The following is a 25,756-nucleotide window of genomic DNA, read 5'->3' on the forward strand; positions in this document are numbered from 1 at the left end:
CAGGGACAATGCACCCATGCTCTGGTCAGCGCTGGGCTAGAAAGAGTTCTGGATCCGCCTGTAGCCTTCCACCAGGCTATTGTTGGTGCGGGCCACGTCTTCGGAAAACGCTGAATCCTGGACCGTTACGCGGGAGAGGGTGTCCAGATCGGTCCCGGGGCCAATCCGCTCGGTGGACGGCACATAGAAGTCGTCGGGAAGGTCGCAACCATCCACCACGGCGTTATGGCGCACCACCGCGCCCTTGCCGATGGTGCAGTTGAACAGCACGCTGTTGAAACCGATAAAGGCGCTCTCTCCTACCACGCAGGGACCGTGCACGATGGCCCGATGCGCAATCGACGTACGCTGACCGATGGTTACCGCCGCGCCGGACTTGGAGTGGATGACGACACCGTCCTGGATATTGGAGTGGGCGCCGATGATCATCGGCTCCATCTTGCCATCGGCATCGACCTCATCGGCGCGAATGACCGCGTAGGGGCCGATGAAGACATTCTCCTCGACGATCACTCGCCCACAGAGAATGGCCGTGGGATCGACAAAGGCGCTGGGGTGGACAACCGGCAAATCACCGTAGGGATTCTTGCGAATCATTCATGCTTCCTTGGTTGTGATTCCTGCAAATCAGATAGTGATCGTCGCCCGGCGTGGTCGGCATGGGCGAATCTTGATGCGACATACGGCGCCGCCTTCGCTGAGCCGATTGGATCATCCGTGGACAAGCCCACCACGCAGGCACTCGTCCGGACTCAGCATTGCCCCTGGGGCGGCCATCACGGTCACAAGCGATGGATGCTTACCGGCGACGCTACTTCCGCGTCCTGGCGAAGTGGTGTTCTCTCTGTTCCTGACGCTGCTTGGCTTCGAGACACAGACGCGCCGTGGGCCGGTGCAACAGCCGTGGCAGGCCGATGGGAACGCTGGTCTCCTCGCAGTAGCCGTACTCACCCGTCTCGACGCGCTTCAAGGCGCTGGCGATATTGGCCAGCAATCGGGTTTCCCTGTCGGCCTGGCGAAGTTGCAGCTGAAGCTCTTCCTCCTGGGCTGCCTGATCCAGGTCGTCACTCGACCTTTCTCGAGCCGACATGCGCAGGCGAACCTCCTGCAGCCGCTCCTCGACCAGCGCCCGTTCCTGCAGTAACCGGCATCGAAAGAACGCCAGTTGCTCACCGTTCATGTAGTCGTCGTCCGGCATCTCGAGAAGATGCGCTCGGTCATCCATCGTTGGCATCTCACCGCTCCTCCCGCCGCGCCGATTGCACAAGGCGTCTGAGACCATCACACTCGTACAGAATGTTATGTTATAACATAACTGTTAAGTAGCACAACACACCCACGGATTCAGCCTTCCAGGGCCACCTCGCTGAGGCGGTCGTTGGCCACGTCGCCGTCCACGGCCACCAGGCTGACCCTCCCGCCTCTACCTCGTGGTCCAAAGTGCTGCAGTTCTTCCATGAACCCAGGAAGTCTTTAGACGCCTTCAGGAACAAAGTGCGACCTATCACACCCAGGGTCAGGACAAAAAAGCTGCCAGTATTGAGATTCGCCAACTCGACACCCAGGGTGCCAGCAAATTGCCGGAAGGGGCGGAGGCCAGCTGTGTACGCTCAGGTCGGTGTGGTCAGGTCCCTGTCGTCAGGACGTTATCGTCAGCTTTCCGCGACCAGGGCGCCGCCGTAGGCGCTGACGAATTCGGGAGGAAGACGGCGGGGACGGCCGCTTGAGAGAGCGATGCAGGCGTAGCGGGTACGCGCACGCAGCAGGGTGACACCATCCTGCGGGCGTATGAGTTGAAAGCGGCGGGTCAGGGTCAGGCGCGAGTCGCAGGCGACGATCCAGGTGGCCATGGCCAGGCGTTCGCCCTCGAAACCCGGTGCCAGATAGTCGAGTTCGTGACGGTGCACCGCCATAGCGCGATCCAGCGCCCGGTAGTGTTCCAGGGTCAGACCCAGCTGGCCGGAGTGCGCCCAGCTGGCCTGTTCCACCCAGCGCAGGTACTGGGCGTTGTTGACGTGGCCGTAGTGGTCGATGGCCTCGGGCGCCACCAGGATGTCGATCACGAAGGGCCGGGGCAGATCCCAGTCGAAGGCACCCTGTTCAGCGGTCATGATCGTCCTCCTTGTGGCCACCGCAGTTCCAGCAGGTATCGAAGGCCCCTTCGAGCTCCTCGCCGCAGGCCCGGCAGCGCCAGGCGCTGTCCGGCGCTGGCTCCTCGAGCGCCTGTTTCACCAGCGCTTCGGCTCGCTCACGGTTGTGCTCGGCGACCCACACCTGGGGCTCGCACTCCAGCGGCGGCAGCTCCCCGGCGCCACCGCCGAGGGTCATGTTGCGCAGTTCGCAGGGGATCCCGGCGGCGTCGAGCAGGTTGCGCACGTGGCCCACCAGCAGGGCGTTGCCGTGGGCAAAGATCAGGGTCCAGGGAACCTCGGTCATGGTGTCTTCCTTGGCACGGGCTTGCCCAGGCACGATGTGACACTTCCATCGCCCGAGGCAAGCCCCTACGCCTTTTTCGGCCCAGCTAGTTCGGCCCAGCCTGTTCAGCCGCAGCGAGTCACGTCGCGCCTATCTAGCTCATGCCTTGTTCAATCGCGCCTTGCTCAGTCGCGAAAGACGCGCACACCGAGCGCCTTGAGGTAGGCGGTTTCGGGAATCGCCGGGTGCACCGGGTGATCCGGTCCCTGGTGGCCCTGGAAAAGGATCTGTCCCTGTCGATCCTGGTGACGTACCGCACCGCGCACCACGTCGACCAGGCGATCCTGTGCCAGGTGCATGGAGCAGGAGGCGGACAGCAGCAGGCCGTCGCGGCCCAGCAGGCGCATGGCGTCGCGATTGAGTCGGGCGTAGGCACGCTCGCCGTTGGCGATATCCTTGCGCCTCTTGATGAAGGCCGGCGGATCGAGCACGATCACGTCGAACTTTTCGCCGTCGGCCTTGAGCGCCGCCAGCGCCTCGAAGGCGTCGCCGTGACCCACCGCGACCCGCTCGTGCTGGCCGTTGAGCGCGGCGTTCTCGGCGACGCGATCCAGCGCCGACTCGCTGGCATCCACGCACAGCACTTCGCTGGCGCCATGGGCCGCCGCCTGCACGCCCCAGCCACCGACGTAGCTGAACAGGTCCAGCACCCGCTTGCCGGCCACCCGCTGGTTGAGCCAGGCGCGATTGATGCGGTGGTCGTAGAACCAGCCGGTCTTCTGGCCGTCGAGCACGGGGGCGGCGAACTGCACGCCGTTCTCTTCCAGCAGCACCTGCTCCGGCAGCTCGCCCTTGACCACCTCTACCACCTCGCTGAGGCCTTCCTGACGACGACCACTGGTGTCGTTGCGCAGCACCACACAGGCAGGGGACAGCACCTTGTCGAGTGCGTCGAGCAGCTCGTCCTTCACCGCTTCCATGCCGGCGGTGTTGAGCTGGACCACCAGCACCTCGGCGTAGCGGTCAATGACCAGCCCCGGCAGCAGATCGGCCTCGCCATGGACCAGGCGGTAGAAGGGCTTGTCGAACAGGCTCTGGCGCAGCGCCAGGGCCTGATTCAGACGATGTACCAGCAGCGAGCGATCCAGCCGCATGCTCGGGTCACGCGAGACGATGCGGGCGCAGATCAGCGAGTTGGGGTTGACGTAGGCCAAACCCATGGGCTTGCCATTGGCGGCCTCGACGATGACCTGCTCACCGACTTCGAGCCCTTTGAGCGGCGTCTCGGCGATGTCGATCTCGTTGGAATACAGCCACAGGTGGCCGGACTTGAGGCGACGATCGGCGTTCTTTTTCAGGCGCAGCGGACGAGTCACGGTGATCACTCTCTCTAGAAGTTTTTCAAAATCGCCATCAGCTCAAATCTCGGGAAGCGCTGAATAAATGTCGCGAGCGATGACAGGTCGGTTGTCGCCGGAGCCCAATCTTCAGCAGATCGGGGCCGGAGTTTACATGCGGTTAAATGAGGACCTTGAGCACCGCCGGCGACCGAGATGTCGAGCGCAGCAATTTATACAGTGTTTCCTCTAACGCTGACAGCGGGGACAAAAGACACTGGCACGCTGCCCCAGAGTCACGTGCTTCAGCTCACCGCCACAACGGCGGCAGGGTGCGCCGGCACGCCCATAGACGTTTAGACGCTGGGCGAAGTAGCCGGGTTCGCCGGTGCCGCTGACGAAGTCGCGCAGGGTGGTGCCGCCTTGGGTGATGGCCGCGGCCAGCACCTCCTTGGCGGCGGCGGCCAGGCGATCGTAGCGCTCGCGCCCGATGCGACCGGCCGCGCGGCGCGGATCGATACCGGCCAGAAACAGCGCTTCGCTGGCGTAGATGTTACCCACCCCGACGACCACGGCATTGTCCATCACGAACGGCTTCACCGCCGCCTGGCGCCCCCGCGACAGGGCGTACAGCCGGGCGCCGTCGAAGGCCTGCGACAACGGCTCGGGGCCTAGCCGCGACAAGCGGGTATCGTGGGCCTCGTCGTCCCGGAGCCAGTCGACGAAGCCGAAACGACGCGGGTCGTGATAGCGCAGGATGACGCCGTCCTCGAGCACCAGGTCCACATGGTCGTGCTTCTTGGGCAGCTCACCGAGGCGGGCAATACGCAGGCTACCGGACATGCCCAGGTGCCACAGCAGGGTGCCCTTTTCGCGCACTCCGCCGCCGTCCGTCCGGGACGCGCCCGTGCCGGTGCCCTCGGTGCTGGCGAGCGTCTCGCCGTTCTCGACGCTCTCGGCGCTCTCACCGCCCTCGCCCGACAGCACCGGCAGCAGCAGGTACTTGGCGCGACGGCGAATCTCGCCGAGGCGGGCGCCGATCAGACGATCGGCGAGATCCTCAGGCACCGGCACCCGCAGGCGCGACTGGCGCACCAGCACCTCACGGATCTCGCGCCCTTGTACGTGGGGGGCGATGCCGCGCCGGGTGGTCTCGACTTCGGGAAGCTCGGGCATGGCACACCTGGGGCCTGGGGTTAGAGCGGCGAGCAGCGAGCGACATCATGCCATCGCCCGGGGCCGCTGACAGGGACATACGCAAGAACCCGACCTCGGGGCCGGGTTCTCGGTGACAGGCGACAACTCGCCTGCGGTGGAAGCGAGATCAAGCCTTACTTGATCTTGGCTTCCTTGTACATCACGTGCTTGCGAACCACCGGATCGAACTTCTTCATTTCCATCTTGTCCGGAGTGTTACGCTTGTTCTTGTCGGTGGTGTAGAAGTGGCCGGTACCGGCGCTGGACACCAGACGAATCTTGTCACGCATGAGACTTCTCCCAGTTTGCCGCCTGGTACGCGTCGTGCACACCAGGCCAGTCATTCAAGTCGGCGGAGGCCGTTCGCTCAGGCGAACCAGTTGGCTCCCGAGAACGTCATCCTTAGATGGCGTCGCCGCGCTTACGGATATCGCTGAGCACCTCTTCGATGCCCTTCTTGTCGATGATGCGCATGCCCTTGGAGGAAACACGCAGGGTCACGAAACGCTTTTCGGACTCGACCCAGAAGCGATGGCTGTGAAGGTTCGGCAAGAAACGACGACGGGTCTTGCGCTGGGAGTGTGAAACGTTGTTACCAGTCACCGGGCGCTTGCCGGTAACCTGACATACTTTGGACATGAGAGCCTCCAACCGCGTGGCGAGTTGTTCAAAACCTGTCGGGCAAACCGGGAAGGGCGAGAACCGAAGGGATGTGTCGCAGACTGGCCGCGCGGTGCCGGCGAAAGTCCGCATTCATCATGCCCTCAGCAACCTCGAGCCCTGTCATGAGCCCCGTGCTTTTGACCCAAGGGAATTCAAAGGGTGCACTTTATACCAGACCCTGCCTCCATGGGCAAGGGATACACCAACGTTCGCCAGGTCGCTCGCTCACGGCCCGTGTCGAGGTGCTCGAAACGGCTCCGCTGCGTCGACGGCGATGACGTGACGTGTTCGGGTAGAGAGTCGCCCGGCCAGGACGCGATAGGATCGAGACGATCCTCGCCCCGCCTGGGCCAGCTCTCTTTGCGCGCGGCGCATTATACCCAACCTCGCTCGGCAAATGACACCACTTCTGCGTCTCCCACCACAAAATGATCCAGCACACGGATATCGAACAGGCCTAGTGCCTCTTTCAGGCGATCGGTGATACGCCGGTCGGCATCACTGGGCTCGGCCACCCCGGAGGGATGGTTGTGGCACAGGATCAAGGCGCCCGCCCCCAGCGCCAGGGCACGTTTGGCCACCTCACGTGGGTACACCGAGGCGCTGTCCAGGGTGCCGCGAAACAGCACCTCGAAGCGGATAACCCGATGCTGGGCATCGAGAAACAGTGCGGCGAAGGCCTCGTGGTCCAGATGACGAAGCTGAGCGGAAAGAAAGGTCCTGACCCGCGCGGGAGAGTTCAGCGCCTGGCCCCGCTCCAGATGGCTCGCCAGATGACGGCGCGACATCTCCTGGGCGGCCTGCAACTGAACGAAGGTGGCAAGCCCCAGGCCACGCTGGGCACAGACCTCCTGCTGATGCGCCTCGAGCAGGGCACGCAGTCCGCCGAAGGCACCCAGTACGTCCCGCGCCAGGTCCACCGCGGAGCGTCCTGCCACCCCGACCCGCAGCACAATCGCCAGCAACTCGGCGTCGGATAGCGCGGTGGGGCCCAGCGTCAGCAGCTTCTCGCGAGGGCGTTCGCCCTCTGGCCAGTCTCGTATCGACATCCCTGTCTCCTGCTCCGTTTCTCGTCACACCCTGTCGTCACATCCTCTCGACACGCTCTGTCATCACACCCAGCCACCACATCCTCTCGACACGCTCTGTCATCACACCCAGCCACCACATCCTGTCGTCACACCCTCTTGTCACATCCTCCCCTCGCGCCCTGTCGGCGAGCGCCGACATACCCGTTGAGTCTAGTGCGGTCTGCCTGATCTGGAGCCGGAGTGCGCGGCTACGCATGATCCGGTACCGGTGGTAAGGTAGAGGGCTGACTCTGGCTGCGGACTTTTTTCATGTTGCACGCTCCCTCCTCTTCCGGTTGCGGCCTGACCGGCTCAGGCCCCGGCGGCCTGCGCCCCGGGCAGCGGGTTGTGCTGGGCATCAGTGCCGGTATTGCCGCCTACAAGAGCGCCTCTCTGGCCCGACTGCTGGTGCAGGCGGGCTGCGAGGTGCAGGTAGTGATGACAGAGGGAGCCCAGGCCTTCATCACGCCGCTGACGCTGCAGGCGCTGACCGGACGCGCGGTACGCACCTCGCTGCTGGACCCCGACGCCGAGCTCGGCATGGGGCATATCGAACTCGCCCGCTGGGCCGATCTTATTCTGATCGCCCCCGCCACCGCCGACCTGATGGCGCGCCTGGCCCAGGGCATGGCCGACGATCTGTTGACCACCGCTTGCCTGGCCAGCGACGCCCGGCGGATGCTGGCCCCGGCGATGAACCAGGCCATGTGGCGCCATCCGGCGACCCAGCGCAACGCCGCCCGGCTGGTCGAGGATGGCTGGGCCCTGCTGGGCCCCGACCAAGGCGACCAGGCCTGTGGCGACGTCGGCCCGGGACGCATGATGGAACCGGAGGCCATTCTCGGCGCCCTGCTGGATGCCGGCTCTCCCTCCACGCCCCGGACAGCGACAAGCGTCGTGGGAGAGAAAGGCGAAGCAGTGCCCCCGAACGCAGACCTTCATGTGGTGATCACCGCCGGCCCCACCCGGGAGCCGCTGGATCCGGTGCGTTACCTGTCCAATCACAGCTCCGGCAAGATGGGTTTCGCCCTGGCCGAAGCGGCCCGGGACAGTGGCGCACGTGTCACCCTGATCGCCGGCCCCGTCAGTCTGCCGACGCCCCCGGGCGTTGCCCGCCACGACATAGAAACCGCACAAGAACTCCTCGCCACGGCCGAAGGGCTGATGGATGGCTGCGACATCTTCATCGGCTGCGCGGCGGTGGCGGACTATCGCGCCGAGGCTCCGGCCGAGCACAAGATAAAGAAGCAGGATGACGACGACGGTCTTACCCTGAAGCTGGTCAAGAATCCCGACATCATCGCCACCCTGGCTGCCCGTGATCCGCGTCCGCTGATGGTCGGCTTCGCCGCCGAGACCCGCGACGTGGTGCGCTACGCCGAGGACAAGCTCGCGCGCAAGGGGCTCGACATGATCGTCGCCAACGACGTCTCCCGGGAGGGACTCGGCTTCGGCTCGGACCGCAATGCCGCAACCCTGGTGTGGCGCGACGGCGAGTCTCTCGCACGCCGCGAAGAGACCGACCAGGACAAGGCCAGCCTGGCCCAGGCCATCATCGCCCAGGCCCGAGCCTGCCTCGAGGCGCGACGTCAGACGGCGCGGCCGAACCCGCGCTGAGCCACGACACCACTTATTTATCAGGAAGCCTGTCTGGCTACCCAAGACCAAGGACCTTTCATGCACGACATCGCCTCGCGCCCTCGCCTCGCCGTCAAGATCCTCGATGAACGGATCAAGGAGCGCATGCCCCGCTACGCCACCGACGGCTCGGCCGGGATGGACCTTCACGCCCTGCTCGACGCGCCGCTGACGCTGGCCCCCGGGGATTGCGAACTGGTCCGCACCGGGCTCTCGATCCATATCGCCGATCCGGGCCTGGCCGGCATGATCCTGCCCCGCTCGGGGCTTGGCCACAAACACGGCATCGTGCTCGGCAACCTGGTCGGCCTGATCGACTCCGACTACCAGGGCGAACTGATGGTGTCGGTGTGGAACCGATCGACCACCGCCTTCACCCTCGAGCCCTTCGAACGTCTGGCCCAGTACGTGCTGGTACCGGTGGTCCAGGCCGAGCTGGAAGTGGTCGAGGACTTTTCCGAGAGCCTTCGCGGCGGCGGCGGTTTCGGCAGCTCCGGACGCCACTGACGCCCCAGGTTCGACTACCCGTTCATTCAAGCGCCACGTCAAAAGGACAGGACCCTCACATGACTCAAGTCCCCTCCACGATCTTTCGTGCCTACGATATTCGAGGCGTCGTCGACGAGACTCTGACCGAAGCCGGGGTCGAGGCGATCGGCCAGGCCATCGGCAGCGAAGCCCAGGCCCGCGGCGAATCCCGTGTGGTGGTGGCCCGCGACGGGCGACTCTCCGGCCCGCGCCTGATCAAGGCCCTGACACGCGGCCTCACCGCCAGCGGCTGTGACGTGGTCGACATCGGCATGGTGCCGACGCCGGTGCTGTACTTTGCCACCCACACCCTGGAAGGCACCCGCTCCGGGGTCATGCTGACCGGCAGCCACAACCCGCCGGACTACAACGGCCTGAAGATGGTGCTGGGGGGCGAGACGCTCTCTGGCGAGGCGATCACCGCGCTCTACACTCGCCTTCAGAACGGCGATCTGCGCGAAGGCCAGGGCCAGGTATCCGAGCACGATGTGCGTGACGCCTACCTGAAGCGCATCCTCGATGACGTCTCGCTGTCGGGCTCGATCAAGGCGGTGGTGGACTGCGGTAACGGTGTGGCCGGTGAACTGGGCCCGCGCCTGGTCGAACAGCTCGGTGCCGACACCGTGCCGCTGTTCGAGGACATCGACGGCAACTTCCCCAACCACCACCCGGACCCCGGCAAGCCGGAGAACCTCAAGGACCTGATCCACGCGGTGGCCGAGCACGGCGCCGACATCGGTCTGGCCTTCGACGGTGACGGCGACCGCCTCGGCGTGATCACCCCCAAGGGGCGCCTGATCTACCCCGACCACCTGCTGATGGCGTTCGCCGAGGACATGCTCGGTCGCAATCCGGACGCCCGGGTGATCTTCGACGTCAAGTGCACCGGCAAGCTGATCGAGGTGATCGAGAAGGCCGGCGGCACGCCGGAGATGTGGCGCACCGGCCACTCCCTGATCAAGGCACGGATGAAGGAAACCGGCGCCCTGCTGGCCGGCGAGATGAGCGGCCATATCTTCTTCAAGGAACGCTGGTACGGCTTCGACGACGGCCTTTATGGTGCCGCCCGCCTGCTCGAGATCCTGTCGCGCTTCGACGGCGACGCCGACACCTTCTTCGATCGCTATCCGCAGAACCTGAGCACCCCGGAGATCAACATCGAGGTCACCGACGAGACCAAGTTCGACCTGGTCGCGCGCCTGGCCCGGGAAGGTGACTTCGGTGACGAAGGCGTCAAGACCACCCTGGACGGCATCCGCGTGGACTACCCGGATGGCTGGGGTCTGTGCCGCGCGTCCAATACCACACCGATGCTGGTGCTGCGCTTCGAGGGTAACGACGCCGCCGCGCTAGAGCGCATTCGCGATCGCTTCGCCGAGGCGCTGGCCGACGTGGACGCCTCGCTCACCCTACCCAACTGACGTGCAGGAGACATGACGCCCATGAGCGAACAGGCACGCGATCCGCGCCTGGTGGTGGAGGTCCTCTCCGAGGCCCTCCCCTATATCCAGAAATTTTCCGGCAAGACCGTGGTGGTCAAGTATGGCGGCAACGCCATGACCGAGGACGCCCTGATCGACTCCTTCGCCCGGGACATGGTGCTGATGAAGGAAGTCGGCATCAATCCGGTGGTGGTCCACGGCGGCGGCCCCCAGATCGGTGATCTGCTGGCCAAGCTCAACATCGAGTCGCGCTTTGTCGGTGGCATGCGTGTCACCGACGCCGAGACCATGGACGTGGTCGAGATGGTGCTCGGCGGACTGGTCAACAAGGATATCGTCAACCAGATCAATCAGTGCGGCGGCAAGGCCATCGGCCTAACCGGCAAGGATGGCGCCCAGATCCGCGCGCGCCAGCTCAAGGTCGAGCACCAGAGCCCTGAAATGACGGCGCCCGAGATCATCGACATCGGCCATGTGGGCGAAGTGGAACACGTCTCCACCGACCTGATCGAAATGCTCGCCGCCCGGGATTTCATTCCCGTGATCGCCCCCATCGGGGTCGACGGCGAGGGTCGCAGCTACAATATCAATGCGGATCTGGTGGCCGGCAAGGTGGCCGAGGCGCTCGGCGCCGAGAAGCTGATGCTGCTGACCAACGTGGCCGGGTTGATGAACCGCGACGGAGAGGTGATGACGGGACTTTCCACCGCTCAGGTCGACGAATTGATCGCCGACGGCACCATCCACGGTGGTATGCTGCCGAAGATCCGCTGCGCTCTCGACGCGGTCAAGGACGGGGTCGTCAGCGCCCATATCGTCGATGGCCGGGTGCCCCACGCCACCCTGCTGGAGATCTTCACCAACGCGGGTGTCGGCACCCTGATCACCAACGAATCGCCCAACTGAAGCACCCGTACCAGGGCGATACGAAAGCGACACGATAACGACACGATAGCGACGCAAGGAAGTGCGAACCGGGCACAAGCTCCGGACGCAAGGGAACTCGCCCGCCGGCGCCCCGGCGGGCCATCAACGACAAAAGAATTCGATATCATGACGCAGGAAAAGACCCCAAGTCGGCGGGACCAGATACTGCAGGCGCTGGCCCTGATGCTGGAAGAAGACAGCGGCAAGCGCATCACCATCGCCGCCCTGGCGCGCCAGGTCGGCGTCTCGGAGGCAGCGCTCTACCGCCACTTCCCGAGCAAGGCCAGGATGTACGAGGGCCTGATCAGCTTTATCGAGGAGACCCTGTTCGAGCGCATTACGCGCATCCTCGACGAGCAGCAGGAGGCGCTGCCGCGCTGCCATCAGATCATGACCCTGGTGCTGGCCTTCACCGAAAAGAACCCGGGCCTGTCGCGGCTGTTGGGCGGCGACGTGCTGACCGGCGAGACGGCGCGACTGAGGCAGCGTATCCACCAGTTGTTCGAGCGGCTGGATACCCAGTTCAAGCAGGTACTACGCGAGGCGGAGCTGCGCGAGGGTCGCCGGCTGGCGATGCCGGCCAGCGCCGGCGCCAACCTGCTGACCGCCCAGATCGAGGGACGCATCGCCCAGTACGTGCGCAGCGACTACCGCCACCGCCCCACCGAGCACTGGGAAGACCAGTGGCCGGCACTGTCCTCACACCTGCTGAGAGACAGCGCCATCCCCGCCTGAGCAAACGACGCCCGCGCGGCGGGTCACGTGGCAAGCTGCAAGACAAGGTGTCGATGGGGGAGTCAGCTCCCCCATCCCTTCGCTGCCCCTTCGGCGCCGCTCGCTGGCACGATCGACAGCGGCCTTTCGCTCGCTACCAGCTGCCGGTGTTCTCCATCGAGGCCCAGGGCTCGGCGGGTTCCAGGGCGTCGCCCTTCTGCAGCAGTTCCACCGAAATGCCGTCCGGACTCCTGACGAAGGCCATATGGCCGTCGCGTGGGGGCCGGTTGATGGTCACGCCGTTGTCCATAAGCTTCTGACACAGGGCGTAGATGTCATCGACGCGATAGGCCAGGTGGCCAAAGTTGCGTCCGCCCTGGTACTCCTCCGGGTCCCAGTTCCAGGTCAGCTCGAGCTCCGGCGCGTTGAGCTGGCTCGAGCGCTCCTCGTCCTCTGGCGCCGCCAGGAACACCAGGGTAAAGCGTCCCTTGTCGTTGTCCTTGCGACGCACCTCCTTGAGGCCCAGCAGGTCGCAATAGAAGTGCAGAGAGGCGTCGAGGTCGCTGACACGCACCATGGTGTGTAGAAATTGCATTCGGGTCTCCTCGGGGTTCAGGGGGCCGCGTCTGCTGCGCGGACTCAGGGGTAACGGGCCACTACCATGGCGCGCGCATCATCGGCTGTAAAGCCGAGCACCGCGTAGTCATCGAGGCGGCCGGTCTCCATCCCGGGCGAGCCATGGGGCATGCCCGGCACCGCCAGACCATCGATATCCGGCGACGCCTCCAGCAGCCAGGCCACCTGCTCGGCGGGGACATGGCCCTCGATCAGGTAGCGCCTGCCGTCTTCATTGGTCAGGGTAGCGGTATGACAGGACGCCAACGCCTGGGGAACCCCCAGGCGCTGCTTGACCGACGCCATGTCGGGGCTATCGTGAAGACGCACCTCGAAGCCGGCCTCACGCATATGCTCGGCCCAGGCGCTGCAGCAGCCGCAGTGGGGATCCTTGTGCATGTCCAGGCCGGCGGCCAGTGCAAGCGGGCTGAAGACACCCATGAGAACGGCGCCCAGGGCGCGAGAAAGACGTGTCATCGCGTATGATCTCCTGACGGAAAAAGAGAAGGACAGGCCTCAGGATCGCAGAATCGCGCCATCAAGGGTATGCCGAGTCGGTACCCTTTTGTCGTAGCGCAGGTCGGTCCCAGGGAATCGAGACACCTTACCAACAAGAGCAAGCCGCATGAGCGAGTACTGCGACCTGGCCCCGGGGCATCCGCTGCACGGGCCCTACCATGACAGCGAATACGGGTTCCCGATCCGAGGCGAGTCCGACCTGTTCGAGCGCCTGGCACTCGAGATCAATCAGGCCGGTCTGTCGTGGCTTACGGTGCTGAAGAAGCGCGAGGGCTTCAAGCGCGCCTTCGACGGCTTCGACGTCGATCGGGTCGCCGCCTACGACGACGACGATCGGGCACGTCTGCTGGCCGACGCCGACATCATTCGTCACCGCCTGAAGATCGAGGCGGTGATCCACAACGCCCGGGTGATCCAGGCCATGCGGGAGTCCCACGGCGGCTTCCAGGCCTGGCTCGATGCCCACCACCCACGTGAGCACGCGGACTGGGTGAAGCTGTTCAAGCGTCACTTTCGCTTTACCGGCCCGGAGATCGTCAAGGAGTTCCTGATGAGCGCGGGCTACCTGGCCGGCGCCCACCGCGACGACTGTCCGGTGCAGGCCCGAATACTGGCGGCGGCGCCACCATGGACTCGCTGACCCAGGCCGCCCTCGGCGCGGCCCTGGGAGGCGCGGTTCTGGGCCGTCACCTGGGCCGCAAGTCATTGCTCGCCGGCGCGGTGGTCGGCAGCCTGCCGGACCTGGACGTGCTGATCGACTACGGCGACGCCGTGGCCAACGTCACCTACCACCGTGGCTTCAGTCATTCGCTCTTCGTATTGACGGGGCTCTCGCTGGTGCTGGCCGGGCTAGCTCAGCGACTGGCCGAGCGACTGGCCGAGCGTCGGGCCAGACGCCCTGCCCAGGGACTGGGCTTGAGCTTAAGCCCGGCACAGGGCCTGGGCTTGCAGCACCTTGGCCTGTTGCGCTGGTGGCTGTTCTTCTGGCTGTGCCTGGTGACCCATCCGCTGCTGGACTCGCTGACCACCTACGGCACCCAGCTGTGGTGGCCACTCGAGGTCACCGCGCCCAGCGCCACCCCGCTGGTGTTCATCATCGACCCGGCCTACACCCTGGCCTTGCTGGTCGCGCTGGTGATCGCGCTATGGCGTGGCCATCGGCCAGCGACCTTGCAACGCGCCGCCAGCTGGGGCCTGGTGATCTCGACGCTGTACCTGCTGCTGGCGCTGGGCGCGCGCGGCTGGGTCGATGCCAGGGCCGACGAGGCGCTCGACCGAGTGGACATGGCCGAGGCACCGCGCCTGATCCAGCCGGCGCCCTTCTCGATCCTGCTGTGGCGGGTCACCGCCGTGGACGGCGATCGCCACGCCGAGACGCTGGTCGGCCTGCTCGACGGAGATACCCGCCCGGTCGTCGAACTGTTTCGACGCGGCACCGAACTCGAGGCTGCCGCCCTGGCGCTCGGCAGCGGTCGCCGCCTGGCCTGGTTCGCCGGCCCCTTTGTGCGCTACGAGGTGGAGCGCAAGGGAGACGCCGAGCGTCTGCTGGCCACCGACCTGCGCCTGGGCTTTCCCGGCTTCCATCCGTTTCGCTTCGCTTTGGCCGAACGCCAAAATGGCGACTGGCGCGCCCTGGAACCGACCCTGCAACTGCCGATGAGCGCAAGCCAGCGGCCCTTGGGTCAATTGTTCGAGCGCATGCTGTCACCACAGCCCGCGCTGTGTGTCGCTGACTTCGTCGATTCCCGCTGGCATCTGGGCGCAGGCGACGACTGCGACGCTCGCTGATACCCGGCCGGGTGTCGGCCTCTTGCCTGAGCGACGATCACCATACGCAAGCCGCCGTGGCCAGGGCCACGGCGGCGTGCGAATCAGTGTCTTCAGACCTCGGGCGCGGCTTACAGCCTGGCGACCAGCGCCTCGATCTCGGCGTGGGCAGTGGTGAGGGCCGCTTCCTTGTGTTCGTCACCCATGCTGAGCCCTTCGGCAAACACCGTCTCGACCTCATTGATGCCGATCAGGCCCAGCATATGGCGCAGGTGCGGTGTCTGGGTATCCAGAGCACTACCGGCGTACTGACCGCCGCGAGCGCCGAGCACGATGGCACGCTTGCCCTCGAGCAGCCCCACCGGGCCATTCTCGGTGTAGCGGAAGCTCTTGCCCGCGCGCAGGATACGGTCGAACCAGGCCTTGAGCTGGGAGGGAATGCCCAGGTTGTACAGCGGCACGGCGAGCACCAGCACGTCGTGGGCCTCGAGCTCGGCGAGACGCTCATCGGAGCGCGTCGCCAGCTCGCGCTGTGCCTCGCTGCGCTCTGCGTCCGCCACCTGCCAGCTGGACAGCTCCTCGAGGCCCAGGTGTGGCAGGTCGTCGGCGACCACGTCGCGATGGGTGATCTCGATATCGTCACGCTGGCGCGCCAGGCGCTCGAAGTGGCGTGCCAGCTGGGTGGACTGGCCCTGGTCGGCGAGGATGGATGAGGTGACAAGCAGTACGCGGGTCATGGCGAGCTCCTGTGGAAGATGATGTCTGCGCACAGTTTACCGCCAATAAAATTGTCGAAAAGCGAATAAATCTCGGAATATCTTTCGATAAAAACGAATAAAGCGCCGCTCGGCGCTTTATTCGCGTGTGCTGGCTACACAAGCCAAGGACGCTTTCGTCGGCTTGCCAAGCGCGTCCACGTCGCCCCCCGTCAGGGCGCGATGCCCTGCCCACACCCCTGCAGCTGACGTCCGTTGACGTTCAAGGTGACCTGGGCCGGCCAGGGCGTGCCCGCCATATCATCGAAGCAGGCACCGGCCTCGATGCGCAGCTCGAAGGGCGCATCGGCGCGGCCGCTTTCCAGGATCACTCGACCGGCACCGTTGTCCAGGGTGGTGACGCGATAGGGCAGGCTCACTTCACGCTCGCCGTAGTCCAGACTCATGTCGATGCGCGGCACGTCATTGGCCAGTTCGAGGTGCCAGCCTGGCTCGTTGCCCCGGGCCAGGAACATCACCCCGGGCTTGTCGCTGCGCCGCAGGGAGTCGCGGCGGGTACGGGCCTCGCACTCGAGCCGACCGCGGGAGCTCTTGATCACCGCCCGCTCACCAATGATATGGGCGCTGAGTTCCCCCCGCTGGTAACGCTCGCCCTGGTCCACCACCGCCTGGGGCAACTGCTCGGCACCGTGGGTGGTCCACAACCTGAACGAATCCTCCTGGGTCGCCGAGACCATGTCCTGACTCGGCGAACAGCGCCAGCCAACGAAGGTAGCGCCATCACCGACAAAGTAGGCAGAGGGCAGCAGCGGCGCCTTCTGCTCCACCGGCGCATCGGTAAAGGAACCGCGCCGCTCCGCGCGATCGGTCTGCTCGCTGGCAGGACCGGGAGCGCTGGTAGTGGCGCACCCCACCAGTCCACTCAGCATCACGACAAGGAGGGGTGAGACGACAGCGGGACGACACATGACAGGCTCCTTCGATCACGACATCAGTACGATTCCGTGGCCCCGCCAGGTGCCGTCTGGCGTGTCCCTGTCGGGGCCTACTGGCGAAGCTTACCAGCCACATCGTCAAAAGGCGCGGCTCTGCCACCATGGGATCGCCCCCTCGCACAATCGACGAACTTTCAACCGCGCTTCCCGGCGTCATGGGCCCTCTAGTGCTGCGCGGTCGTCAGGCGTGGCGTCGACGCAGCTCCTTGGCGGCCTGGACCATATTGGCCAGCGCCGGCGTCACCTCATCCCACTGACGGGTCTTGAGGCCGCAGTCCGGGTTGACCCACAGCCGCTCCAGCGAGATGCGCTCGGCGGCCTTTTCCATCAGCGCCACCATCCAGTCCACCTCGGGCAGGTTCGGTGAATGGATGTCGTAGACCCCCGGTCCGATCTCGTTGGGATAGTCAAAGTCACGGAAGGCGTCGAGCAACTCCATGTCGGAGCGCGAGGTCTCGATGGTGATGACGTCGGCGTCCAGCTCGGCGATGGAGGCGATGATGTCGTTGAACTCGGAGTAGCACATGTGGGTGTGGATCTGGGTCGCGTCCGCTACACCGCTGGCCGACAGGCGGAACGCCTCCACCGCCCAGTCCAGATACTCCTGCCACTCGGCCTTGCGCAGCGGCAGCCCTTCCCGCAGCGCCGGCTCGTCGATCTGGATGGCGCGAATGCCCGCCGCCTCCAGGTCACACACCTCGTCACGCAGTGCCAGGGCAATCTGGCGGCAGGTGGTCGCGCGAGGCTGGTCATCACGCACGAAGGCCCACTGCAGCATAGTCACCGGGCCGGTCAGCATGCCCTTCATCGGCGCCCCGGTCAGCGACTGGGCGTAGCGGCTCCACTCCACCGTCATCGGTGCAGGACGGCTCACGTCGCCGAACAGGATCGGTGGCTTGACGCAGCGTGACCCATAGCTCTGTACCCAGCCGAAGCGGGTGAAGGCGTAACCGTCGAGCTGCTCACCGAAGTACTCGACCATGTCGTTACGCTCGGCCTCGCCGTGGACCAGCATGTCCAGGCCCAGCTCTTCCTGCAGCCGCACCGCCTGGGCGATCTCCTCGCGCATCCTGGCGTGGTAGTCGTCAGCGGACAGGCGTCCTGCCTTGTGGTCACGACGGGCAGCGCGAATCTCGGCGGTCTGGGGGAAGGAGCCGATGGTGGTGGTCGGAAACAGCGGCAGTCCAAGGGCGCGACGCTGCTGCTCGGCACGCTGCAGATAGGGGCTCGGGCGCTGGCTGTCGGCCTCGCCAAGCGCCGCCAGGCGTGCACCGACCTCGGGACGATGAATCCGTGGCGACTCACGCCGCGAGGCAATCGCCTGCACGCAAGCCGCCAGCAGCGCCTCGTCTTCGGGTCGCACCCGGCCAGCGAGCAGTCTTGCCAGGGTCACGGTCTCGTCGAGCTTCTGGCGAGCGAAGGCCAGCCAGCTTCTGAACTCGGCGTCGAGCTCGGTCTCGCGCTCCAGGTCCACCGGCACATGCAGCAGCGAACAACTGGGCGCGATCCACAGACGCTCGCCCAGACGGCTGGCGGCGTTGGTCCACTGATCGCGCAGGGCAGCCAGGTCGGCGCGCCAGATGTTGCGCCCGTCGATGACGCCCAGCGACAGCACCTTGTGAGGCAGCAGACGGTCGACCACCGTCTCGACCTCCTGTGGGGCACGCACGGCGTCCAGGTGCAGCCCCGCCACCGGCAGATTGACCACCAGGGTCAGGTTGTCGCCGAGGCCGCCGAAGTAGTTGGCCACCAGCAGCTTGACCCCCGACCCCTGCAGATGATGGTAGGCACGTTCGAAGGCTACCTTCCAGTCGCTGGGCAGGTCCTGGGCCAGGGCCGGCTCATCGAGCTGCACCCACTCCACACCCAGCTTGGCGAGTCGGGCGAACACCTCGGCGTAGACCGCCAGCACACCATCGAGCAGCGCCAGACGATCGAAGGACGACTCGCCCCGCTCCTTGCCGAGCCACAGCCAGGTCAGCGGCCCGACCAGTGCCACCTTGACCGCGTGCCCCTGCTGCTGCGCCTCGACGACCTCGTCGAACAGCCGCGTGCTGGCCAGGCGGAAGTCCTGCCCCTGGTGCAGTTCCGGTACCAGATAGTGATAGTTGGTATCGAAGTACTTGGTCATCTCGCAGGCGGCGGCGGGTTCTCCGCTGGGCGCGCGGCCCCGGGCCATGCGAAAGGCGGTGTCCAGATCGACTTCACCACGCTCGAGCTCGGTCTTGGCAGCAAAACGCGCCGGCACCGCACCCAGCAGCAGCGACACGTTGAGCACCTGGTCATAGAAGGCGAAGTCGCCCACCGTCACCAGGTCCAGTCCCGCCTCGCGCTGGTCCTGCCAGTGACGCTTGCGCAACTCGCGACCGGTGGCCTCCAGGCTGGCTCGATCGGCGTCACCCTTCCAGTAGGCTTCGGTGGCGCGCTTGAGCTCGCGGTCGGCACCGATGCGGGGATACCCCAGAATATGAGAAAAAGTCATGGTGATTCACCTTGATCATGAATGATACGACGAAGTGTCGCTGGCATCCGAAGGGTGAATCAAACTAAACTTCTTAATCTTTACTATGAAAGAAGCTCACGATAATGCTCGAACTCCGTCATCTGCGCACTCTGATAGCGCTGCGCGACGCCGGCTCCCTGGTGGAGGCCGCCGAACGGGTCCACCTGACCCAGTCGGCGCTGTCCCACCAGCTGAAGGATCTGGAGGAGCGTCTGGGCGGGCCGCTGTTCCTGCGCAAGACCCGGCCGGTGGAGTTCACCCGGGCCGGGCTGCGCCTCTTGAACCTGGCCGAACAGATCCTGCCCCAGGTGCGCATGGCCGAGCGTGACCTGGCGCGCCTGGCCGGCAACGAGCAGGGCCGCCTGCACATGGCGATCGAGTGTCATAGCTGCTTTCAGTGGCTGATGCCCACCGTGGATCACTTCCGTGACCATTGGCCGGAGGTCGAGATCGACATCCCCGGCGGCCACCACTTCGATCCGCTGCCGGCGCTGGCCCGCGAGCAGCTCGATCTGGTGATCACCGCCGACCCCCAACCCCTGCCCGGCGTTCACTACGAGCCGCTGTTTCGCTACGAAGGCCTGCTCGCCGTGGCGCGTCAGCATGCCCTGGCCGGGCGCTCCCACGTCTCGCCCCAGGATCTGGCCGATCTGACCCTGATCACCTACCCGGTGGAACGTTCGCGTCTGGATGTGTTCACCCAGTTCCTCGACCCGGCCGGCGTCACCCCCAGGGAGGTGCGCACCGCCGAACTGACGATCATGATGATGCAACTGGTGGCCAGCGGTCGCGGAGTCTGTGCGCTGCCCAATTGGGCACTGACCGAGTACCTGGAGCGGGACTACGTCAAGGCCGTCGCGCTGGGCGAGGATGGTGTCTGGAGCACGCTCTTCGCCGCCATCCGCGAAGACACCCGGGAAGCCCCCTGGATGGTCGACTTTCTGCGCACCGCGCGGGAGACGTCCTTTGCGGTGCTGGAAGGGATCAAGCCGGCCTGAGCAGGAAACATCGTCGAGGCGCTGAACGAATCAGGACCGCCCGAAACAGGGGCCGTTCACCGGCATTCAGGTTGGCCCGCGGGCAGATTCTCAGACCCGGCGGGGGATGATCAGCGAGAACCGCGCGCCCTTCAGGTCGGGGCTCTCGTCCACGCTGACGGTGCCGCCGTGCCAGGCCATCACCTTCTGCACGATGGACAGCCCCAGCCCGTAGCCGCCGGAGCGGCGGGTTCGGCTGTCGTCCAGGCGGGCGAAGGGCTTGAAGATATCCTGGCGCGCCTCCGGCGGAACCCCTTCCCCATCGTCCTCCACGTCGACCCTCACCTGGTTGGGTTCGTCGAGCAGGCTGACCTTGACCCGGGTGCGGGCGTGGCGGCAGGCGTTGGCCACCAGGTTCTGGGTGGCCCGCTGCAGATAGCGGGAATCGGCGTGGACCTCGATCTCGGGCCCCGCGGTCAGACGCACGTCAAGGTTGCCGTGCAACGGCATCAGGGAGTCGATCACCCGCTCGCAGATGTCACGCAGCTCCACCGGTTCGGGGGAAGCTTCGACACCATGGATGGTCTCGCTATCGAGGCGCGCATAGGTGAGGATTTCGTCGATCAGATCGTCGAGTTCATCGATGTCGCTGTCGACCCCCTGCAACTGGCGCCTGACCAGGGCATCCTCGGACATGTCCTCGACCATCTGCACCGCAAAGCGAATCCTCGCCACCGGCGTCCTGAGTTCGTGGGACACTGCCCGGATCATGTCCTGCTGGGCCCGCAACAACGACTGCACCTGGGAGGCCATGCCGTTGAAGGCCATGCCGACACGCCCGAGAAAGTCGCCGCTCTCGACCTTGACCCGGGTATCGAGGCGACCGCTGGCAAGCCGGGTGGCGGCCATCTCGAGTCGCGCCATGCGCGCCTCGATGCCCCGCACGATCAGGTAGATGACGATCGCCAGCGCGCCCATCAGCAACACCAGCATCGACGCCAACAGCGCCGGCGGAAGCGCCTCGTAGCTGGCCATCGGCCCTACCGTCAGCCAGAAGGGGGCTTCGCCAGGCGGCGTCACCTGCATGAACAGCACCACCGACCAGTGCTCGGGCAGTAGCTGCATCATCACCTCGCCACCGGCCAGGCGGTTGCGCTGACGTGGCTCGAGGATATCCGGAGGGGACTGGCTGATCGATACCGGCAGGTCGCCGCGGGTCATGCTGTCGATGCTCGCCTGGCGCGCCCCCGCCGGCAGGCTGGCGAGCCATTCCCCGCTGAGCTGGGTCAGGCCCCGCAACTGGCGCTCCGACATGCCGGACAGCGACACCTGCAGGACCGCGCCACCGGCGGGCATCAGCCGCCAGAAGCGCCACTCATGGGGGCTGTCACGCCCGACCAGCACGCCGCCACGCTGCAGTCGAAGACGGGTGAAGTAGCTCGGCGACAGCGATGACAGGGGCACGATCGACATCGACATGTCCAGCGCCTCGGACTTCTCGGCCATCCACTCACGCCGCTCGCCCCGCGGCATGCTGTCGATCATCGTCGCCAACAGGTGCATGGGCGCCTCGGCCAGCTGTTCGCGATAATGCTCGATGCGCACCTTGTCGATCAGCGTCATGCCGACCATCGCGACGCCGAGCGCCAGCACCAGGGTCGCCGCCAGCATGACGTAGACCCGCAGGAAGGTACTGTCGACCAGGGCGCGACGCATGGGTTCAGCTGTCCTTCACGAACAGATAGCCCTTGCTCCTGACCGTCTTGATGCGGTGCGGATGATGGGGGTCATCGCCTATCTTGGGCCGAATCCGCGACACCCGCACGTCGATGGAGCGGTCCTGGCCGTCGTAGCGGATGCCGCGCAACTGGGAAAAGATTTCTTCGCGGGTCAGCACCCTACCGGCGTGGCTGGCCAGCAGCCACAAGAGGTCGAACTCGGCGCTGGTCAGATCGATACGCTCGCCCTTGAGCCAGGCCTCGCGGGTGGCGTTGTCGATTTCCAGGTCCTGGAACGTCAAGCGGCTTTCGCCACTGACCTCGGCTCCGTCAAGACGACGCAGCAGGGCACGCATGCGTGCCAGCAGTACCCGCGGCTGCACCGGCTTCGGCACATAATCGTCGGCGCCCATCTCGAGCCCCAGGACCTGATCCATGTCGTCGGTTCGCGCGGTCAGCATCAGGATCGGACCACCGTAGTCGCTGCGAACTCGACGACAGATCGACAGACCATCCTCGCCCGGCAGCATCAGATCCAGAATCACCAGATCCGGCTGCAGCGACAGAATACGATCGACGCCGCGACCGCCGTCATCCTCCAGGCTCACTCGGAAACCGTTGGCTTCGAGGTAGTCCCGCGTCAGACCAGCGAGACGCTCATCATCTTCGATGATAAGTACGTGATCCTGTTCTCGTTGCTCTGAACGTTCTTCCATAGGGGGTCTCATTCCTTTTGGCGAATGCCGGGCATTATCCAACCTGGCCGAATGACTGGTGCTGAGCAATGTCACACGCGATAACACAAGGATACCCGAATTTTGCGCTGTCGCCTGCCCTCGCCCTGATGCGCATCAAGGCCGCCACCACGGCGTCCACGCCGGTTGTGCCCAGTTGCCCCCTTGATGACCACACCTCATCCACAGACTTATCCACTTGATGACCGGTGAGAAGCACACTATCTTGTGTCCGAATATCCAGAGAGACACCACATCATGTGTCTCTAGCAATATCACAGAAGCCTGTCAACTGCCTCTTTCTCGCAGTTGGTCACGCCTGTTTTCACGACTTTTTTTACTTCATAGGGAGCCTCGGCGCCATGGATACCCTCGCTAGCCCGGACCGACCGTCCGTCTCCGTCACCGCCCCCGACACGCTGCGCGTGATCAAGCGCACCGGGGACGTGGTGCCCTTCGACGCCGGCAAGATCGCCGTGGCCATCAGCAAGGCATTCATCGCCGTCGAGGGGGACAATGCCGCCACCTCTAGCCGGGTCCGTGACTTCGTCAAGGAATCCGCCGAGGCCATCGAGCAGACCTTTGCCCGTCGCCTGGCCGACGGTGGCACCGTGCACATCGAGGATATTCAGGACCAGGTCGAGCTGGCGCTGATGCGCAGCGGCGAGCAGAAGGTCGCCCGCGCCTACGTGCTGTACCGCGAGGAACACGCCCGCGCCCGCGAGGAAAGCGGTATCGAGAAGCCGCACCCGACCCTCAACGTCACCGCCGCCGACGGCAGCCGTCGTCCGCTGGACCTGGGGCGTATCGAGACCCTGGTGTTCGACGCCTGCGAAGGCCTCGAGAACGTCGACCCCAACAAGATCGTCCAGGACTCGCTGAAGAACCTGTACGACGGCGTGACCATCGATGGCGTGTCCCAGGCGCTGATGATGACCGCCCGCACCCTGGTCGAGAAGGACCCGAACTACACCTACGTCACCGCTCGTCTGCTGCAGGACAACCTGCGCCGCGAGGCGCTGTCGTTCCTCGACGTGGCCGAGGACGCCACCTACGGCGACATGGCCGAGCTCTACAAGCCGGCCTTCGTGCGCTACGTCGAGCGCGGCATCGAGTTCGAGCAGCTCGACCCCGAGCTTGCCAACTTCGACCTGGAACGTCTGGGTGAGGCGCTCGACCACAGCCGCGACAACCAGTTCACCTACCTGGGCCTGCAGACCCTGTACGACCGCTACTTCATCCACCGCGATGACGTGCGCTACGAGCTGCCCCAGGTGATGTTCATGCGTGTGGCCATGGGACTTGCGCTGAACGAGGACGACCGCGAGACGCGGGCCATCGAGTTCTACGAGCTGCTCTCCAGCTTCGACTACATGGCTTCCACCCCGACCCTGTTCAACGCGGGCACCGTGCGCAGCCAGCTCTCCAGCTGCTACCTGACCACCGTGCCGGATGACCTCGAGAGCATCTACGGCGCGATCCGCGACAACGCCATGCTGTCCAAGTGGGCCGGCGGCCTCGGCAACGACTGGACCCCGGTGCGGGCACTCGGCTCCTACATCAAGGGCACCAACGGCAAGTCCCAGGGCGTGGTCCCCTTCCTCAAGGTGGTCAACGACACCGCCGTCGCGGTCAATCAGGGCGGCAAGCGCAAGGGTGCCGTCTGCGCCTACCTCGAAACCTGGCACCTGGATGTCGAGGAATTCCTCGAGCTGCGCAAGAACACCGGCGATGACCGTCGTCGTACCCATGACATGAACACCGCCAACTGGGTGCCGGACCTGTTCATGAAGCGGGTGTTCAATGACGAGGAGTGGACTCTGTTCTCGCCGTCCACCTGCCCGGACCTGCATGACCTGTACGGCGTGGCCTTCGAGAAGCGCTATGCCGAGTACGAGGAGATGACCCGCAACGGTCAGCTCAAGCTGTTCAAGCGGGTCAAGGCCAAGGACCTGTGGCGCAAGATGCTGTCGATGCTGTTCGAGACCGGCCATCCCTGGATCACCTTCAAGGATGCCTGCAACATTCGCAGCCCCCAGAGCCATGCCGGCGTGGTCCACAGCTCCAACTTGTGCACCGAGATCACCCTCAACACCTCGCCCGACGAGATCGCGGTGTGCAACCTGGGCTCGATCAACCTGGCGCAGCACGTGGTCGACGGCGAGCTCGACAACGACAAGCTCAAGAAGACCGTGCGCACCGCGGTGCGGATGCTCGACAACGTCATCGACATCAACTATTACGCGGTGCCCCAGGCGCGCAACTCCAACTTCAAGCACCGCCCGGTGGGCCTTGGCCTGATGGGCTTCCAGGACGCGCTGTACGCCCAGGGCATCGCCTACGCCAGCGGCGAGGCGGTGGCCTTTGCCGACCGCTCCATGGAGCTGATCAGCTACCACGCCATCGAGGCCTCCAGCGACCTGGCCGCCGAGCGCGGACGCTACGAGAGCTTCGAGGGCTCGCTGTGGAGCCAGGGCGTGCTGCCGATCGACTCGGTCGACAAGCTCAAGGCCGAGCGTGGCGAGCAGTACATCGAGGTCGACACCAGCCAGACCCAGGACTGGGATCGCATCCGTGACAAGGTGCGCAGCCAGGGCATGCGCAACTCCAACGTGATGGCCATCGCCCCCACCGCGACCATCTCGAACATCTGCGGCGTGACCCAGTCGATCGAGCCGACCTATCAGAACCTGTTCGTGAAATCGAACCTGTCCGGCGAGTTCACCGTGGTCAACTCCTGGATGGTCAACGACCTCAAGGAACGCGGCCTGTGGGACGAGGTCATGATCAACGACCTCAAGTACTACGACGGCAGCGTCCAGCCCATCGACCGCATCCCGGACGACCTCAAGGCCAAGTACGCCACCGCCTTCGAGGTCGAGCCCAAGTGGCTGGTCGAAGCCGCCGCACGGCGCCAGAAGTGGATCGACCAGGCCCAGTCGCTGAACCTCTACATTCAGGGCGTGTCCGGCAAGAAGCTCGACGTGACCTACCGCATGGCATGGTTCCGTGGCCTCAAGACCACCTACTACCTGCGCGCCCTCGGCGCCACCTCGGTGGAGAAGTCCACGGTGGACCGCGGCAAGCTCAACGCCGTCTCCAACGGCACCGCACCCCAGGCGGCCGCACCGGCGCCGGCACCCGCAGCCGAAGAGCCCCGCGGCATCGACGACTTCCTCAAGGGCAAGGGTGGCCAGCGTCCGCCGTCCGCCGGGGAAATCGACGAGCTGGGCTGCGAGGCCTGCCAGTAACACCGGCGACAACGCCATGACGGACGTGCG

The 25,756-nt window shown here is 65.3% G+C and carries 25 protein-coding genes; 9 read left to right on the plus strand and 16 right to left on the minus strand.

Annotated features, from left to right (window positions below; genetic code table 11):
• Nucleotides 1–36 precede the first annotated feature (36 nt).
• From NKF27_RS17310 to radC, 9 genes are all read right to left on the minus strand, one after another.
• Nucleotides 37–597, minus strand: coding sequence for a carbonate dehydratase (locus NKF27_RS17310; RefSeq protein WP_108132276.1), 561 nt, complete (start codon nt 595–597; stop codon nt 37–39).
• Between the two features lie 214 nt (nt 598–811).
• Nucleotides 812–1,234, minus strand: a complete 423-nt coding sequence (locus NKF27_RS17315; protein ID WP_253553698.1) for a TraR/DksA C4-type zinc finger protein — start codon at nt 1,232–1,234, stop codon at nt 812–814.
• 418 nt (nt 1,235–1,652) lie between these two features.
• A complete protein-coding gene (locus tag NKF27_RS17320) occupies nt 1,653–2,111 on the minus strand; it encodes a thioesterase family protein (RefSeq protein ID WP_253553701.1) in 459 nt (152 codons plus the stop codon).
• Entirely contained in the window at nt 2,101–2,436 is a 336-nt protein-coding gene (locus NKF27_RS17325; RefSeq protein WP_253553715.1) for a DUF2007 domain-containing protein, read from the minus strand. Before NKF27_RS17325 ends, NKF27_RS17320 begins: the two co-directional genes overlap by 11 nt.
• A gap of 164 nt (nt 2,437–2,600) precedes the next feature.
• On the minus strand, nt 2,601–3,791 hold the full coding sequence (locus tag NKF27_RS17330; protein ID WP_045991285.1) for a class I SAM-dependent rRNA methyltransferase: 1,191 nt from the start codon (nt 3,789–3,791) through the stop codon (nt 2,601–2,603).
• A gap of 210 nt (nt 3,792–4,001) precedes the next feature.
• Entirely contained in the window at nt 4,002–4,928 is a 927-nt protein-coding gene (gene mutM / locus NKF27_RS17335) for a bifunctional DNA-formamidopyrimidine glycosylase/DNA-(apurinic or apyrimidinic site) lyase (protein WP_253553718.1), read from the minus strand.
• Between the two features lie 155 nt (nt 4,929–5,083).
• Nucleotides 5,084–5,239 (minus strand): 50S ribosomal protein L33, encoded by a 156-nt coding sequence (gene rpmG / locus NKF27_RS17340; RefSeq protein WP_016856547.1) that lies wholly within the window; start codon nt 5,237–5,239, stop codon nt 5,084–5,086.
• Nucleotides 5,240–5,351: 112 nt separating this feature from the next.
• Nucleotides 5,352–5,588, minus strand: a complete 237-nt coding sequence (rpmB, locus tag NKF27_RS17345; protein WP_045991211.1) for a 50S ribosomal protein L28 — start codon at nt 5,586–5,588, stop codon at nt 5,352–5,354.
• Nucleotides 5,589–5,986: 398 nt separating this feature from the next.
• A complete protein-coding gene (gene radC / locus NKF27_RS17350; RefSeq protein WP_045991212.1) occupies nt 5,987–6,661 on the minus strand; it encodes a DNA repair protein RadC in 675 nt (224 codons plus the stop codon).
• A gap of 291 nt (nt 6,662–6,952) precedes the next feature.
• Here radC and coaBC point away from each other — a divergent pair, with 291 nt between their 5' ends.
• From coaBC to slmA, 5 genes are all read left to right on the plus strand, one after another.
• Nucleotides 6,953–8,299, plus strand: coding sequence for a bifunctional phosphopantothenoylcysteine decarboxylase/phosphopantothenate--cysteine ligase CoaBC (gene coaBC / locus NKF27_RS17355; protein ID WP_253553720.1), 1,347 nt, complete (start codon nt 6,953–6,955; stop codon nt 8,297–8,299).
• A 60-nt stretch (nt 8,300–8,359) separates the two neighbouring features.
• Complete coding sequence (gene dut, locus NKF27_RS17360; RefSeq protein ID WP_253553723.1) at nt 8,360–8,827, plus strand: dUTP diphosphatase; 468 nt, start codon at nt 8,360–8,362, stop codon at nt 8,825–8,827.
• Nucleotides 8,828–8,886: 59 nt separating this feature from the next.
• Entirely contained in the window at nt 8,887–10,269 is a 1,383-nt protein-coding gene (locus tag NKF27_RS17365; RefSeq protein ID WP_253553726.1) for a phosphomannomutase/phosphoglucomutase, read from the plus strand.
• A 21-nt stretch (nt 10,270–10,290) separates the two neighbouring features.
• Nucleotides 10,291–11,196 (plus strand): acetylglutamate kinase, encoded by a 906-nt coding sequence (argB, locus tag NKF27_RS17370; RefSeq protein ID WP_045991215.1) that lies wholly within the window; start codon nt 10,291–10,293, stop codon nt 11,194–11,196.
• Between the two features lie 147 nt (nt 11,197–11,343).
• Nucleotides 11,344–11,952, plus strand: coding sequence for a nucleoid occlusion factor SlmA (gene slmA, locus NKF27_RS17375; protein WP_045991216.1), 609 nt, complete (start codon nt 11,344–11,346; stop codon nt 11,950–11,952).
• A 133-nt stretch (nt 11,953–12,085) separates the two neighbouring features.
• Here slmA and NKF27_RS17380 read toward each other — a convergent pair whose 3' ends face one another.
• Both NKF27_RS17380 and NKF27_RS17385 read right to left on the minus strand, forming a co-directional pair.
• On the minus strand, nt 12,086–12,526 hold the full coding sequence (locus NKF27_RS17380) for a VOC family protein (RefSeq protein WP_045991217.1): 441 nt from the start codon (nt 12,524–12,526) through the stop codon (nt 12,086–12,088).
• Between the two features lie 44 nt (nt 12,527–12,570).
• Complete coding sequence (locus NKF27_RS17385) at nt 12,571–13,023, minus strand: DUF411 domain-containing protein (RefSeq protein WP_124803518.1); 453 nt, start codon at nt 13,021–13,023, stop codon at nt 12,571–12,573.
• Nucleotides 13,024–13,171: 148 nt separating this feature from the next.
• Here NKF27_RS17385 and NKF27_RS17390 point away from each other — a divergent pair, with 148 nt between their 5' ends.
• Both NKF27_RS17390 and NKF27_RS17395 read left to right on the plus strand, forming a co-directional pair.
• On the plus strand, nt 13,172–13,705 hold the full coding sequence (locus tag NKF27_RS17390) for a DNA-3-methyladenine glycosylase I (RefSeq protein ID WP_124803520.1): 534 nt from the start codon (nt 13,172–13,174) through the stop codon (nt 13,703–13,705).
• Entirely contained in the window at nt 13,693–14,853 is a 1,161-nt protein-coding gene (locus tag NKF27_RS17395; RefSeq protein ID WP_253553729.1) for a metal-dependent hydrolase, read from the plus strand. The genes NKF27_RS17390 and NKF27_RS17395 overlap by 13 nt, the downstream gene beginning before the upstream one ends.
• Before the next feature lie 110 nt (nt 14,854–14,963).
• Here NKF27_RS17395 and NKF27_RS17400 read toward each other — a convergent pair whose 3' ends face one another.
• From NKF27_RS17400 to metE, 3 genes are all read right to left on the minus strand, one after another.
• Complete coding sequence (locus NKF27_RS17400) at nt 14,964–15,569, minus strand: FMN-dependent NADH-azoreductase (protein ID WP_253553732.1); 606 nt, start codon at nt 15,567–15,569, stop codon at nt 14,964–14,966.
• A 191-nt stretch (nt 15,570–15,760) separates the two neighbouring features.
• On the minus strand, nt 15,761–16,516 hold the full coding sequence (locus tag NKF27_RS17405; protein WP_253553735.1) for a C-type lysozyme, inhibitor: 756 nt from the start codon (nt 16,514–16,516) through the stop codon (nt 15,761–15,763).
• Nucleotides 16,517–16,724: 208 nt separating this feature from the next.
• Complete coding sequence (metE, locus tag NKF27_RS17410; RefSeq protein ID WP_253553738.1) at nt 16,725–19,025, minus strand: 5-methyltetrahydropteroyltriglutamate--homocysteine S-methyltransferase; 2,301 nt, start codon at nt 19,023–19,025, stop codon at nt 16,725–16,727.
• Nucleotides 19,026–19,129: 104 nt separating this feature from the next.
• Between metE and NKF27_RS17415 the strand changes: the two genes are divergently transcribed.
• Nucleotides 19,130–20,044 carry a LysR family transcriptional regulator gene (locus NKF27_RS17415; protein WP_045991224.1) on the plus strand — a complete coding sequence of 305 codons (915 nt, stop codon included), beginning with the start codon at nt 19,130–19,132 and terminating at the stop codon, nt 20,042–20,044.
• Nucleotides 20,045–20,134: 90 nt separating this feature from the next.
• Here the strand turns inward: NKF27_RS17415 and NKF27_RS17420 are convergent, their stop codons facing one another.
• On the minus strand, nt 20,135–21,739 hold the full coding sequence (locus NKF27_RS17420; RefSeq protein ID WP_253553741.1) for an ATP-binding protein: 1,605 nt from the start codon (nt 21,737–21,739) through the stop codon (nt 20,135–20,137).
• A 4-nt stretch (nt 21,740–21,743) separates the two neighbouring features.
• The gene (locus NKF27_RS17425; protein ID WP_083970186.1) at nt 21,744–22,457 is read right to left on the minus strand and encodes a winged helix-turn-helix domain-containing protein; all 714 of its coding nucleotides are present in this window, start codon (nt 22,455–22,457) and stop codon (nt 21,744–21,746) included.
• Nucleotides 22,458–22,837: 380 nt separating this feature from the next.
• On the opposite strand from NKF27_RS17425, the gene NKF27_RS17430 reads away from it, so the two are divergent.
• Nucleotides 22,838–25,726 carry a ribonucleoside-diphosphate reductase subunit alpha gene (locus tag NKF27_RS17430; RefSeq protein ID WP_253029475.1) on the plus strand — a complete coding sequence of 963 codons (2,889 nt, stop codon included), beginning with the start codon at nt 22,838–22,840 and terminating at the stop codon, nt 25,724–25,726.
• Nucleotides 25,727–25,756: the final 30 nt, after the last annotated feature.

Origin of the sequence: Halomonas sp. DN3 (genome assembly GCF_024137905.1) — a bacterium.
Classification (GTDB): domain Bacteria; phylum Pseudomonadota; class Gammaproteobacteria; order Pseudomonadales; family Halomonadaceae; genus Halomonas; species Halomonas litopenaei.